This window comes from Hyphomonas sp. UBA3601 (genome assembly GCF_002375605.1).
Taxonomy (GTDB): Bacteria; Pseudomonadota; Alphaproteobacteria; order Caulobacterales; family Hyphomonadaceae; genus Hyphomonas.
In genome coordinates, this window is sequence record NZ_DFME01000071.1 from 355 (window position 1) to 12,929 (window position 12,575).

Consider the following 12,575-nt stretch of genomic DNA (forward strand, 5'->3'; position numbering starts at 1 on the left):
CGGCCTCTAGCCGCCGAAAAGCGAAACGGTCTCATGGAAAAGGGCCCCGCGGAGATTTCCGTGGGGCCCTTTTTGTTGTGTCATCGGAGCCGGCGTGTCAGGTCTGAAACCCTTCCCAGAATTCTTTTACTCTGGCAAAGAAGCCTGCGCTTTCCGGGCTGTTGCTCGGCGAGGATGCATCCTCGAACTGCCGCAGAAGCTCCTTCTGCTTCTTGGTCAGGTTCACCGGCGTCTCGATGGTGATCTGGATATAGAGGTCGCCCGTCTCGCGCGAGTTCACCACCGGCATGCCTTTGCCTTTCAGGCGGAACTGCCGTCCGGTCTGGGCGCCTTCGGGAATCTTGACCTTAACCTTCTTACCGCCCAGCGTGGGCACCTCGATCTCGCCGCCCATCGACGCCGTAACCATCGAAATGGGTACGCGGCAGAAAAGATCCGCCCCGTCGCGCTCGAAGAGCCGGTGCGGCTTCACCGACAGGAAGATGTAGAGATCGCCTGCGGGTCCGCCGCGCATGCCGGCCTCGCCCTCGCCCGCCAGGCGGATGCGTGTGCCGTCCTCGACGCCCGCCGGAATATTGACGGAGAGCGTGCGTTCCTTTTCCACGCGGCCCGCGCCGCTGCAAACGGGACAGGGCTTGTCGATTGTCTGGCCGCGGCCATGACAGGTCGGGCAGGTTCGTTCGATGGTGAAGAAGCCCTGGGAGGCTCGCACCTTGCCGTCGCCCTGACAGGTCGGACAGGTGATCGGGCTTGAGCCCGGCGCCGCGCCCGAACCGTGGCAGGCGTCGCAAGCAACGGAGCTGGGAACGCGGACCTGCGCCTTCTTGCCCTCGAAGGCTTCCTCCAGGCTGATCTCCATGTTGTAGCGAAGATCGTGACCGCGCATCTGGCCGCCAGCGCCACGTCGTCCGCCGCGTCCGCCGCCACGACCGCCTCCGCCCATGAACTCGCCGAAGAGATCGTCGAAAATATCCGACATGGACGCGCCGCCGAAGCCGCCGCCGAAGCCGCCGCCCATACCGCCGGGGCCGCCGCGTCCGCCCATGCCGCCCTCGAAGGCGGCGTGGCCGAACTGGTCATAGGCGGCGCGGGTCTGTTCGTCCTTCAGCGCGTCATAGGCCTCGTTCAGCTCCTTGAAGCGCTGTTCGGCATTTTTGTCGCCGTGGTTCTGGTCGGGGTGAAGCTTTTTAGCCTGCGAGCGGTAAGCCTTTTTCAGCTCTTCCGCGCTCGCGTCCCGGCTCACCCCGAGCACGTCATAGTAATCGCGCTTCGACATCGGGGATCACCTTGAAACTTTGAATGCGGAGAAGGGCGCGCTTTCGCGCGCCCTGTCCACATGGTTGTGCAGAAAAACAGACATCATGACGAAGCCCCGATCAGGCGGACTTGTCCTGGTCCTTCTTGTCGTCGTCGACTTCCTCGAAGTCGGCATCGACCACATCATCGCCGTCGGCTGCCGCATCGGCGGCTGCGTCCGCAGTGGCCGCCTCATCCTGCTGGCTGGCATAGATTGCCTCGCCGAGCTTCATGGCGGCCGTCATCAGGGCCTGATGCTTGGCCTGGATGTCAGCGATGTTGTCGCCCTCACGGGCCTCTTTCAGCTCGTCGGACGCCGTCTTGATCTCGGCTTTCACCTCGTCAGACACCTTGTCGCCATGCTCCTCGACCTGCTTTTCGGTCTGGTGCACCAGCGCTTCGGCCTGGTTCTTGGCTTCGACGAGTTCGCGGCGTGCCTTGTCCTCGCCCGCATTGGCTTCGGCGTCGGCCATCATGTTCTTGATGTCCTCGTCCGTCAGGCCACCGTCCGCCTGGATGGTGATCTGCTGCTCTTTGCCCGTGGCCTTGTCCTTGGCGGACACGGACACGATGCCGTTGGCGTCGATGTCAAAGGTCACTTCAATCTGAGGCAAGCCGCGCGGTGCTGGCGGGATGCCTTCGAGATTGAACTGGCCGAGCATCTTGTTGTCGACGGCCATTTCGCGCTCGCCCTGGAAGACCTTGATCGTCACGGCAGGCTGATTGTCGTCAGCCGTCGAGAACACCTGGGACTTCTTGGTCGGGATCGTCGTGTTGCGGTCGATCAGGCGTGTGAACACGCCGCCCAGTGTTTCAATACCGAGCGAGAGCGGGGTCACGTCAAGCAGGACCACGTCTTTCACGTCGCCTTGCAGCACGCCGCCCTGGATCGCTGCGCCGATGGCAACGACTTCATCCGGGTTCACACCCTTGTGCGGTTCGCGGCCGAAGAATTTCTTCACGGCTTCCTGAACCGCCGGCATGCGGGTCATGCCGCCCACGAGAACGACTTCGTCGATGTCGGAAGGAGACTTGCCAGCATCTGCGAGCGCTTTCTTGCACGGTTCGATGGTGCGCTTGACGAGGTCTTCGACAAGGCTTTCGAACTTGGCGCGCGTCAGCTTGATATTGAGGTGCTTGGGGCCGGTCGCATCTGCCGTGATGAAGGGAAGGTTCACTTCATACTGGCTGGCAGAGGAAAGCTCTTTCTTGGCTTTCTCGGCTTCTTCCTTGAGTCGCTGAAGGGCAAGCTTGTCGGCTTTCAGGTCAATGCCCTGATCCTTCTTGAACTCTTCTGCAAGGAAGTCGACGATCCGGAGGTCGAAGTCTTCACCGCCGAGGAACGTGTCACCATTGGTGGACAGCACTTCGAACACACCGTCGCCGATTTCGAGCAGGGAGACGTCGAACGTACCACCGCCAAGGTCGTAGACTGCGATCGTCTTGGACTGTTCGTCCTTGTCGAGGCCGTAGGCGAGGGCCGCAGCGGTTGGCTCGTTGATGATCCGCAGGACTTCAAGACCCGCGATCTTGCCGGCGTCTTTGGTTGCCTGGCGTTGCGCATCATTGAAGTAGGCAGGCACGGTGATGACCGCCTGGGTCACTTCGCTGCCGAGATAGGCTTCAGCCGTTTCCTTCATCTTGGTCAGGATGAAAGCAGACACTTCCTGTGGTGCGTAATCCTTGTCGCGACCTTTGACCCAGGCGTCGCCTGCCGGGCCTTTGACGATTTCGAACGGGGAAATTTCCTTGTCCTTCTGCGCGGTCGGGTCGTCGAACTGGCGACCGATCAGACGCTTGATGGCGTAGAAGGTGAAATCCGGGTTGGTGACAGCCTGGCGCCGGGCCGGCATGCCGATCAGGCGTTCGCCGCCTTCAGTGAAGGCCACAACGGACGGGGTTGTGCGCTGGCCTTCTGCGTTTTCAATGACCTTTGCCTGTCCGCCTTCCATGACGGCGACGCAGGAGTTGGTGGTTCCAAGGTCAATACCAATGATTTTGCTCATGTTGCATCTCTCTTTTTATCAAGCCGCCACGGGCCGTGTTCTGTTGCGGTCTGCTCAGCAGCCCCGGACAGCCAGTGGCTCTTTCCAAGGGTTCAAATGAGGCGGCGGAAACGGTTTTGATCCGTGCGCCGGTTCGTCTTGCGATATGGGAAGGGTTTAGCGCGTCTCAAGGGGGGAACAATACGTAGCTGTACAGGATTTTGGTGCATTGCTGCTATAGGTCGGCCCTATAGCAACCCCAACAGCAATTTATTTGATAATGGTTCTCAGTCTCACTATGTCAGTTGGTGTGAAAGGAAATATCATGCCGCGCCAACTCATCAAGACACTCACATACAGCCTGATGCACTTTACGGTCGCTATTGCCGTGGCGTTTGCCCTGACGCGTAACTGGCATGCGGCGCTGGCCATCGGAATGATTGAACCGGCCGTGCAGACCCTCGCCTACACGTTTCATGAGCGCCTGTGGGAGCGCCTGCCCGGCCGTGGGCGCACCGCGCCCGAGCCGCTGGGCTGAATTATCCCGGAACTTCTGGACGTTTGGGTATCCTGCCGGGCATAGTGCCAAAAAAGCAGAAGCCGGGGAGGCTCCAGATGATCCGCACCTTCGTTCCAATCTTTTCCATCTGTCTATTGGCGGCCTGCACGTCAGAGCCTGTCAACAAGGCGCTCTCTGTGGCGAGCATTGAGCAGGTCTGGATTGCGGAAGGCTTTGAAAGTCCAGAAGGTGTCGCTGCTGCGCCGGATGGCGGATACTTCATTTCGAACGTGGTCGGAGAGGGGACTGACAAGGATGGGAATGGCTACATTTCTCATCTTGCAGCCGACGGCAGTATCACGACGCGCTACTGGGCAGCGAAACTGGACGCGCCCAAGGGCATGGCCGTGCTGGACGGGACTCTGTATGCCGCCGACATTGATAGCGTGGTGATGTTCAACGTCGAAGACGGCGAGCGACTGGACTCAGTCCGCATTGAGGGCGCCAAATTTCTCAATGATGCGACCGACTGGAACGGCGCGATCTATGTGTCGGATTCCGGTGATGCGGCGATCTATCGGATATCAGACGGTACGGCTGAGCTTTGGCTGCAGGATGAGCGGCTGGCGGGCGTGAATGGCCTGTTGGGCGATGGCGACCGGATGCTGGTCTCTACCATGACAACCGGCAGCTTGTTCAGCGTGACCGCAGAGGGCGAATTGACCGAGATTGCCGCCGGCATGGAAAATGCCGACGGGATCGGGCTCGTGCCGGGCGGCGGCTATCTCGTCTCGTCCTGGCCCGGCCAGATCCACTATGTCGGCGAAGATGGCGCGGTCGCCACCCTGTTTGATGAACCGGTCTCTCAGAATGACCTGACGGTGATCGGCGATACGGTCATCGTGCCGAACTGGCGGCAGAACACCGTTACGACGTGGAAGGTGGGGCGTTGATCAGTTCGCTGCGCCTGCGCTGACGGCGACCATGGCGGCGCGCAAGGTGCGCTCGCCGATCTTCCAGCCGGGCTGGAAGCAGGAGGCGATGGTGCCGTTTGGCTGGTCAGACGGAATGTTTGCAACGGCCTGATGCAGGTTCGGATCGAATGTGTCGCCGGGCAGGGCGGCAATCACCGTAACGCCATGACGGGCGAGGGCTGTGTGCAGCTCCTTCTCCGTCATCTCGATGCCTTCGAACAGGTTCCGGCCAGCTTCTGACAGGGCAGCGCGATCTTCATCGGTCAGGGCGGCGAGGGCGCGGGAGAGGTTATCCGAAACGCTGAGCAGGTCGCCGGCAAATTTCTCGATGGCGTAGACGCGCGCGTCGGACACCTGACGCTCGGCGCGCTTGCGCGTATTGTCGAGGTCGGCCAGCGTTCGCAGCAATTGCTCGCGCAGCTCTTCTTTCTCGATCTCAAGTTGCTGCACAGGATCCACGTCCGCTTGCGCTTCGGGTGCGTCTTCCTGCTTGGGCGCAGACTTCAGGATATCGTCCGCAGCCGCTTTGAGGTCAGCCTTGGAAGTATTGGAATCAATTTCAGCGGTTTCGCCGGGTTTGGTTTCGTCGCTCATCCTTGCGTATCCTTTTTGCGGCGTGTGGAGAGGAGTTCCCCGACCACTTTCGCCGTATAATCGACCATAGGTATGACGCGGGCATAGTTCAGCCGGGTGGGGCCGATCACGCCCAGTGCGCCAATAACCTGTTTTCCGCCTCCCATATAGGGAGCCACAATCACACTTGAACCCGATAGCGGGAAAAGCTGGTTCTCCGCACCAATGAACAGCCGCACACCGTCCGCTTCTCGGGTTGTGTCGAGGATATCGAGCAAGCTTTGCTGGCGTTCAAGCTCGTTGAACAGCTGGCGTACCCGGTCGAGATCTTCTGCGGCCTGTGCGTCTTCGAGCAAATTGGCACGGCCTCTCACGATCAGGGAGCGTCCCCGTCCGGGTGCATCACCGCTCCATTGCGCCAGTCCCTGTTCCACCAGCGAGGATGCGGCCTGATCCAGCGCGGCGCGATGCGAGCGCAATTCCTGACGGATATCGCTGGCGACTTCCGTCAGGGTGCGACCGCGCACGCGCGTTGAGAGATAATTACCCGCCTCGATCAGCGTCGTTGCCGGCAGCCCTTCGGGCACTTCAACGATACGGTTCTCGACATCGCCATCCTCTGTGACGATGACGCAGAGCGCTTCGCGTCCGCCGAGCGGTACGAATTCGGCATGCCTGACCACGGCGTCGCGGGTTGGGGACGTGACCAGGCCTGCACCGCCGGTCAGGCCGGACAGGATATTCGAGGCTTCGCCCATGACCGCTTCGATATTGGTGCCCGCCGACTTGAGGCGGTCATCAATCTCCATACGGTCGGCGCGGCTGGGCTCTCCGATTTCGAGAAAGCCGTCGACGAACAGGCGCAGGCCGGTATGGGTCGGCGCGCGTCCGGCAGAGATGTGGGGCGATTCCAGCAGGCCGAGTTCAGTCAGATCCGCCATCACATTGCGGATGGAGGCAGGAGAGAGGGCTATCCCGCTTTTCGACAAGGTGCGGGAGCCGACAGGCTCGCCTGTGGTCAGATAGCCTTCGACAATCTCACGGAAAATGTCGCGAGAACGCTGGTCAAGGCGCTGCAACAGGGATTGCGTGTCGAGTGGCTGGATCATCCCTTATTGATTAGGCGTGTGCCGCGCTGCGTTCAACAGGTTTCATCCCGCCTGCTGAGCACCAATCAGGAAAGGCCTTCGATTTGACCCAGGGTGTTGAGGTGCATGTTTTCCGCAGCAGGCTGGCGGGGAAGACCCGGCATGGTGACAATGTCACCACAGATTCCCACGACGAACCCCGCACCCGCAGACAGGCGCACGTCACGAAGCTTGAGAACATGGTCTTCGGGCGCGCCAATCAGTTTGGCATCGCTTGAAAAACTGTAGGGCGTCTTTGCCATACAGACAGGGAAATGGCCGAAGCCTGCCTTTTCCCAACGTTCCAGCTGGTTGCGTACCGAAGGGGTCGTCTCGACATGGCTGGCACGATAGATGCGCCGGGCAACGGTTTCGATCTTGTCAAAGAGAGGCATTTCCGGCGGATAGAGCGGTTCGAAATCTGCCGGTGCGTTTCGCGCAAGATTGGCAACTGTGTGCGCAAGGTGTTCGGCGCCATGCCCCCCTTCAGCCCAGTGCGTGCAGACGGAGACGGGTACGTCCTGTTGGGCACAGTAGGCTTCAATTGCGGCGATTTCACCGGATGTGTCCGAGGTAAACCGGTTGATTGCCACGACGACCGGGACGTTGAACTGTTTCATGTTCTCGATATGGCGGCCAAGATTGGCAAGGCCCTTTTCGAGCGAGTCGTAACTGACGGTGCCGGCGTCTTCCTTGGCGATGCCGCCATGCATCTTCAGCGCGCGAACGGTCGCGACGAGCACCGCAGCGCTGGGCGCGAGGCCAGCCTGGCGGCATTTGATATTGAAGAACTTCTCCGCGCCGAGATCTGCTCCGAAGCCAGCTTCCGTTACGACGAAATCTGCCATCTTGAGTGCGGCTTGCGTGGCGATCACAGAGCTGCAGCCATGCGCAATATTGGCAAACGGGCCGCCATGAATGAGTGCTGGGTTGCCCTCCAGGGTCTGGACCAGATTGGGCAGCATGGCGTCCTTCAGAAGGACCATCATGGCACCGACCGCATTCATGTCTTTCGCCGTGACAGGCACGCGCCCCCGGCGATAGCCGATCACCATGCGCTCCAGCCGGGCTTGCAAGTCGTGGGCATCCTTTGCCAGGCAGAGGATTGCCATGATTTCGGATGCGACAGTGATGTCGAAGCCGGTTTCCATCGGTGTGCCATTCGGGCTGCCGCCGAGGCCCGTTACGACACTGCGCAGATTGCGGTCATTCATGTCCATGACGCGGCGCCATGTGATCCGTGTGGGATCGATGCCGCTGTCCCCGCCCCAATGGACGTGATTGTCGATCATGGCAGCAAGCAAGTTGTGGGCGGAGGTGATCGCGTGGAAGTCACCCGTGAAGTGGAGGTTGATGTCCTCCATCGGCACCACTTGCGCCTGGCCGCCGCCTGTGGCTCCGCCCTTCATCCCGAAACAGGGGCCGAGCGAAGGTTCACGGAGGCAGAGCAAGGTGCGCTCGCCGATCCGGTTCATTGCGTCTGTCAGTCCGACACTGGTTGTGGTCTTGCCTTCGCCAGCAGGTGTCGGGTTGATCGCGGTGACCAGGATCAGCTTGCCATTGGGCTTTGATTTTATAGCCGTCAGGTGACCGGTTGCGATCTTCGCCTTGTCATGGCCATAGGGTATAATGTTTTCTGGATCGATCTCGAGCGCTTCGGCCAATTCGTGAATAGGGCGCTTCTTGGCGCTTCTGGCGATCTCGATATCTGTCGGCATGATTCCCCCGGCGGTTATGAACCTCTCTCCCGGTGTAGACAGGCGCGTCAAAACCCGCAATCAGGCAGGGCAGCAATGAGGAATTCAAAATGAGCACGCTTATTCGTCCATCCGGACGCGCTTTTGACCAGCTTCGCGACGTGACGCTGGAGACCAATGTCACGCGCTATGCTGAAGGCTCATGCCTCGCCAAGTTCGGCAACACGCATGTCCTGTGCACCGCCAGTTGGGAAAAGAACGTCCCGCCTTGGATGAAAGGGCAGGGCAAGGGCTGGGTCACCGCTGAGTATGGCATGTTGCCGCGCGCAACACATACACGCGGTCGGCGGGAAGCAGCCTCCGGCAAACAGTCCGGTCGCACGCAGGAAATTCAGCGCCTGATTGGTCGCTCCCTGCGTTCAGTGTGTGACTTGAAGGCGCTGGGCGAGAACCAGATCACCATAGATTGTGACGTGTTGCAGGCCGATGGCGGCACGCGCACGGCTTCGATCACCGGCGGATTTGTTGCCTTGGCCATGGCCTGTCGCTACCTGCGCGCCGAAGGCGTGATTTCTGCGGATCCAATCACAAAGCAGGCGGCCGCCATTTCTGTGGGCATCTACCAGGACCACCCGGTTCTGGATGTCGACTATCCGGAAGATTCACGCGGTGAAGCCGACATGAATGTCGTGATGAGTTCCGATGGTGGTTTTATCGAGGTGCAAGGCACCGGCGAAGAGCGCCCGATGACCCGTCCTGAGCTCGATGAAATGCTGAGACTCGCGGAAAAAGGCTGTATGGAACTGTTCGACGCGCAGAAGGCCGCGCTGGGCTAAATGCCGGGGCCGTTGCCCAGTTCGAACATGCCGAGCTGGAAGCTGCGGGCTATGCGATTGGCGCGTTCCATGAAGTAGTCCACCGTTTCCGGATTGTCCGACAGGTCTTCCAGCGTCAATCTGAACAGGGCGAGCCAGATATTGAAATGGGCGGGCGTGATGCCCGTCAATTTCATATGGGCCGGGAAAGGCTTGCCGGAATAGCGACCCGTGTTCATGGACACCGACGACCAGAAATCCTTCAACTTGGCGAGGTGGGATGGCCACTGGTCTCTGATCTCTTGCTCGAAAACCGGGCCCAGAAGGGGGTGGGCGCGGACGCGGGCATAGAACCGCTCGACAAGATCGGAAATGAACGCCTCGTCGATGCCGAGGCGCGTGGCGTTTTCCTGAATCTCGCGGCGACGATCATCAGCAGATCGGACTCTCATTGTCATGCAGCCGCACATGGGCGCCGAACTGTCCGGCGTCCATACGTAATTGCCGAAAACATGTGTCGGTGGACTAATTGCCGGAAGCCGGCTTCCCATTTTGCCAGGTCACATCACGCCCAAACAGCGGCACGGTCGACAGGCTCATCTTGGCAGAGCCGTCGACGATCTTGCGGCTGTAGGAGACGTACATCAGGCTGTCGGAATCGGCATCGTAAATCCGGCGGACGGCAAGTTGTTTGAAGACCAGGCTCTGGTTCTGGTCGAACACTTCCTCGCCGGACTTGTCCAGATCAATCCGACCGATGCGGATCGGGCCCGACTGAAGGCATGATATCGAGGAATTGGACGGGTTTTCAAACCAGTTGCCCTTGCCAAGCCTGTCCCAGACGCCACGATCAAAATAAGAGAGATGGCAGACGATACCCTGAATATCGGGATCCTGTAACTGCTTGATCTTGATCTCGTTGCCGAGCCAGTCATTCTTGAATTCGCCAACTTCCTTGTCACCGCCACACGCAGCAAGGGGCAGGATCAGGGCGAGCATCGCGCAGGCAATCTTGTGGGTCATGCTGTAGCTACGCCGAAAGGCCTTCGACGTTCCTTGTCTGAGTCAGTAAGGATTTCGCTTGCTGGATAGCATGTCGCCCAATGCGCGGACAGTCGCTGCCCCAATCTGCATCGGCGTTGGCTTGCGGCGGTGCGCATGGCGGACAAGATGGCCGCAATTGGAGCCGAACAGATCATAGTCACGGCCAAGCTGGCGACGGGCGCGGCTTTCCACGAGGTGGCCATCCAGCGAGCTGTAGCGGCGATGCAGGCGAATCTCACGACCGGTCGAAAACTGATCGGGGCTTTGTTCGACGACACCATCATGCAGGCGGGAATTGCTGATGATTGTCCCGCGGGAGGTCACTACGCCATAATGCGACAGGACCACTCCAAACCGGACCGAAACGACATCGCCTGGTTCGAACGGCAGGAGGCGGAGACGCGTCACCTATTCGGCCGCGACTTGTTCATGGTCCGCCGAATCCTCGTCGTCGAAGACAAGCAAATCACCTGGCTGGCAATCCAGTTCCCGGCACAAGGCTTCAAGTGTGGAGAACCGCACTGCTTTGGCCTTGCCGGTTTTCAGGATCGAAAGATTGGCCAGCGTTACGCCAACGCGTTCTGATAGCTCCGTCAGAGACATGCGGCGATCTAGAAGCACTCGGTCGAGGGTTACGCGTATGGACATATCCTGTGCTCCTAAATCGTCATTTTTTCTTCGTCGCGAAGGCGAGTGCCCTCACGGAAGACTTGGGACAGGATGAAGAGCGCCGCAACCGATGCCCATGCGATAAGGTCGAAAGACAATTGTATTTTTGCCCCTTCGGCTGTCAGTCCGATCACCAATGCGATCGCGTACCGCATCAGTTGTGTCACCGCGATGGCGATGGCGATTCGCGTGAGCCGACCAGCATTATCCGGTACGAACGGGTCACCTGCAGACAGGGTTGCGAGGATCTTGCGCAATTCAAGACAGACAAAGACGACAGCAGCGACCACCACAACAGCGCCGAGCAGGCCTGCGCTGAGTTCGTGCACGCTGATATCATGGTCGTCGATCTTGATGCCGCCAATATTGATTGGATTGCCTGACAACATGGAGATCAATTCTATCCCGGCTGCGAGGATAACGATTGCGCCGATGAGGGCAGTCATCCACATGACAATCGTCACCAGCACGGTCATGATGGCGGCCATGGAGTTTCCCGCGTTTGTACTCATGCGTATCTTTTCACCTTCCGGCGTTGTTGACATGGAGCCGCTCGACTTTATCGCTAAAGACGCAAGGCTTACCGAATAACGATATATACTTTAATGACAAAAGCAAGAATAGGGCCAATACAGAATGGGTGAAATTAGCATGATTCGAAGGCTCTCGCCCGGACGGCTGGTCGCGGCGACCCATAATAAGGGCAAAGTATCCGAGCTGACGGATCTGTTCGCGCCTCTGGGCTTTGAGGTCGTCTCGGCGATTGAGCTCGACTTGCCCGAACCGGAAGAAACCGAAGCGACGTTTGCCGGCAATGCAATCCTCAAGGCGCGGGCGGCGGCTGAGGCTACGGGTGCTCCGGCGCTGTCCGACGATTCTGGCCTGTCTGTTACAGCTTTGGGCGGCGCGCCGGGCATTTACTCAGCCCGATGGGCGGGCGAACCGCGCGACTTTGGCAAGGCGATGGAGAAAGTTCAGCGCGAACTCGATGATATTGGCGCCACCGACCGTTCGGCGAAATTTGTCTGCGCGCTGGCCATTGTCTGGCCAGACGGTCATGCGGAGGTGTTTGAGGGCGAAGTCCATGGGGAGCTGACCTGGCCGCCACGTGGGAACAAGGGCTTCGGATACGATCCTGTTTTTGTCGCAGATGGGGAATCGATCACGTTTGGCGAAATGGAGCCCGCTTTGAAACACGCGATGAGTCACCGCGCACGGGCGGTTGAGAAGCTCAAAGCGGCGCTGCTATCGTGACGATGGAATCCTCTCAGTTCGGTCCACAATATGGATTTGGAGTCTACATCCACTGGCCGTACTGTGCGAAGATCTGCCCATACTGCGACTTCAATGTGTACGCAGCCAAGGACCGCGACCTGGAACCCTTGTTGAAGGCAATCCGGAAAGATATTGCGATCCATCGTCCGCGCATGCCAGAGCATGGGGCGGCCGACAGTCTTTATCTTGGGGGAGGGACGCCGTCCTTGCTGGCCCCCGACGCCATTGCCGGGCTGGTCACTGCTGCCGGTGACAGTTTCGGCCTGAAACATGATGCTGAAATTACAATTGAAGCCAATCCGAATGACATCATGCGCATGGACCTTGAGGGGCTGAAGGCGGCAGGTATCAACCGGCTTTCCATCGGCATACAATCTCTGCGGGATCATGCATTGGCTTTTTTGGGCCGTGATCATGATAGCGACGTCGCGCGCGCAGCCTTGAGGCGGGCCATGAAGATATTCCCGAATGTCTCAATCGACCTGATCTATGCCCGACCCGGCCAGTCAGAGGATGAGTGGCAGGCGGAGCTTGCAGATGTTCTGGAGTATGGTGCGCCCCATATATCCCTGTACGAACTGACGATCGAGGAGCGTACGGCCTTCGGCAAGGCGGCGGCTC

The 12,575-nt window shown here is 59.4% G+C and carries 15 protein-coding genes; 5 read left to right on the forward strand and 10 right to left on the reverse strand.

Annotation, left to right across the window (positions count from 1 at the left end):
• Positions 1-97 precede the first annotated feature (97 nt).
• Entirely contained in the window at positions 98-1,276 is a 1,179-nt protein-coding gene (dnaJ, locus tag B4F73_RS07320) for a molecular chaperone DnaJ (protein WP_290482882.1), read from the reverse strand.
• A 100-nt stretch (positions 1,277-1,376) separates the two neighbouring features.
• On the reverse strand, positions 1,377-3,302 hold the full coding sequence (gene dnaK, locus B4F73_RS07325; RefSeq protein WP_290482883.1) for a molecular chaperone DnaK: 1,926 nt from the start codon (positions 3,300-3,302) through the stop codon (positions 1,377-1,379).
• A gap of 304 nt (positions 3,303-3,606) precedes the next feature.
• Between dnaK and B4F73_RS07330 the strand changes: the two genes are divergently transcribed.
• Positions 3,607-3,819, forward strand: coding sequence for a DUF2061 domain-containing protein (locus tag B4F73_RS07330; protein WP_051608005.1), 213 nt, complete (start codon positions 3,607-3,609; stop codon positions 3,817-3,819).
• 77 nt (positions 3,820-3,896) lie between these two features.
• A complete protein-coding gene (locus B4F73_RS07335) occupies positions 3,897-4,733 on the forward strand; it encodes an SMP-30/gluconolactonase/LRE family protein (protein ID WP_290482884.1) in 837 nt (278 codons plus the stop codon).
• Here B4F73_RS07335 and B4F73_RS07340 read toward each other — a convergent pair whose 3' ends face one another.
• From B4F73_RS07340 to B4F73_RS07350, 3 genes are all read right to left on the reverse strand, one after another.
• Entirely contained in the window at positions 4,734-5,348 is a 615-nt protein-coding gene (locus tag B4F73_RS07340; protein WP_034816921.1) for a nucleotide exchange factor GrpE, read from the reverse strand.
• Positions 5,345-6,436, reverse strand: a complete 1,092-nt coding sequence (gene hrcA, locus B4F73_RS07345) for a heat-inducible transcriptional repressor HrcA (protein WP_206991998.1) — start codon at positions 6,434-6,436, stop codon at positions 5,345-5,347. Before hrcA ends, B4F73_RS07340 begins: the two co-directional genes overlap by 4 nt.
• A 65-nt stretch (positions 6,437-6,501) precedes the next feature.
• Entirely contained in the window at positions 6,502-8,172 is a 1,671-nt protein-coding gene (locus tag B4F73_RS07350) for a formate--tetrahydrofolate ligase (RefSeq protein WP_290482885.1), read from the reverse strand.
• Positions 8,173-8,261: 89 nt separating this feature from the next.
• Between B4F73_RS07350 and rph the strand changes: the two genes are divergently transcribed.
• Entirely contained in the window at positions 8,262-8,987 is a 726-nt protein-coding gene (gene rph, locus B4F73_RS07355) for a ribonuclease PH (RefSeq protein ID WP_256434947.1), read from the forward strand.
• Here the strand turns inward: rph and B4F73_RS07360 are convergent.
• The 5 genes from B4F73_RS07360 to B4F73_RS07380 all read right to left on the reverse strand — a co-directional run bounded on the left by B4F73_RS07360 (position 8,984) and on the right by B4F73_RS07380 (position 11,191).
• Positions 8,984-9,424, reverse strand: coding sequence for a group III truncated hemoglobin (locus tag B4F73_RS07360; protein ID WP_034816928.1), 441 nt, complete (start codon positions 9,422-9,424; stop codon positions 8,984-8,986). The two genes, rph and B4F73_RS07360, sit on opposite strands and share 4 nt — an antisense overlap.
• A gap of 67 nt (positions 9,425-9,491) precedes the next feature.
• Positions 9,492-9,989, reverse strand: a complete 498-nt coding sequence (locus B4F73_RS07365; RefSeq protein ID WP_206992001.1) for a CreA family protein — start codon at positions 9,987-9,989, stop codon at positions 9,492-9,494.
• A gap of 42 nt (positions 9,990-10,031) precedes the next feature.
• Complete coding sequence (locus B4F73_RS07370; protein WP_206992002.1) at positions 10,032-10,418, reverse strand: hypothetical protein; 387 nt, start codon at positions 10,416-10,418, stop codon at positions 10,032-10,034.
• Positions 10,419-10,658, reverse strand: a complete 240-nt coding sequence (locus B4F73_RS07375; RefSeq protein WP_027839066.1) for a helix-turn-helix domain-containing protein — start codon at positions 10,656-10,658, stop codon at positions 10,419-10,421.
• An 11-nt stretch (positions 10,659-10,669) separates the two neighbouring features.
• Complete coding sequence (locus B4F73_RS07380; protein WP_242517450.1) at positions 10,670-11,191, reverse strand: DUF2975 domain-containing protein; 522 nt, start codon at positions 11,189-11,191, stop codon at positions 10,670-10,672.
• Between the two features lie 133 nt (positions 11,192-11,324).
• Between B4F73_RS07380 and rdgB the strand changes: the two genes are divergently transcribed.
• On the forward strand, positions 11,325-11,933 hold the full coding sequence (rdgB, locus tag B4F73_RS07385) for an RdgB/HAM1 family non-canonical purine NTP pyrophosphatase (RefSeq protein WP_349679548.1): 609 nt from the start codon (positions 11,325-11,327) through the stop codon (positions 11,931-11,933).
• 2 nt (positions 11,934-11,935) lie between these two features.
• Positions 11,936-12,575 (forward strand): coproporphyrinogen-III oxidase family protein (locus tag B4F73_RS07390; RefSeq protein ID WP_290482887.1); only part of this gene is annotated, 640 nt, incomplete at its 3' end.

Bases quoted from the DNA above. Each gene is read 5' to 3' on its own strand.
- dnaK (WP_290482883.1), bottom strand. From the start codon at position 3,302: ATGAGCAAAATCATTGGTATTGACCTTGGAACCACCAACTCCTGCGTC.
- B4F73_RS07360 (WP_034816928.1), bottom strand. From the start codon at position 9,424: ATGACAATGAGAGTCCGATCTGCTGATGATCGTCGCCGCGAGATTCAG.
- B4F73_RS07330 (WP_051608005.1), top strand. From the start codon at position 3,607: ATGCCGCGCCAACTCATCAAGACACTCACATACAGCCTGATGCACTTT.
- hrcA (WP_206991998.1), bottom strand. From the start codon at position 6,436: ATGATCCAGCCACTCGACACGCAATCCCTGTTGCAGCGCCTTGACCAG.
- B4F73_RS07335 (WP_290482884.1), top strand. From the start codon at position 3,897: ATGATCCGCACCTTCGTTCCAATCTTTTCCATCTGTCTATTGGCGGCC.
- B4F73_RS07365 (WP_206992001.1), bottom strand. From the start codon at position 9,989: ATGACCCACAAGATTGCCTGCGCGATGCTCGCCCTGATCCTGCCCCTT.
- B4F73_RS07340 (WP_034816921.1), bottom strand. From the start codon at position 5,348: ATGAGCGACGAAACCAAACCCGGCGAAACCGCTGAAATTGATTCCAAT.
- B4F73_RS07375 (WP_027839066.1), bottom strand. From the start codon at position 10,658: ATGTCCATACGCGTAACCCTCGACCGAGTGCTTCTAGATCGCCGCATG.
- B4F73_RS07350 (WP_290482885.1), bottom strand. From the start codon at position 8,172: ATGCCGACAGATATCGAGATCGCCAGAAGCGCCAAGAAGCGCCCTATT.
- B4F73_RS07380 (WP_242517450.1), bottom strand. From the start codon at position 11,191: ATGAGTACAAACGCGGGAAACTCCATGGCCGCCATCATGACCGTGCTG.
- dnaJ (WP_290482882.1), bottom strand. From the start codon at position 1,276: ATGTCGAAGCGCGATTACTATGACGTGCTCGGGGTGAGCCGGGACGCG.
- rph (WP_256434947.1), top strand. From the start codon at position 8,262: ATGAGCACGCTTATTCGTCCATCCGGACGCGCTTTTGACCAGCTTCGC.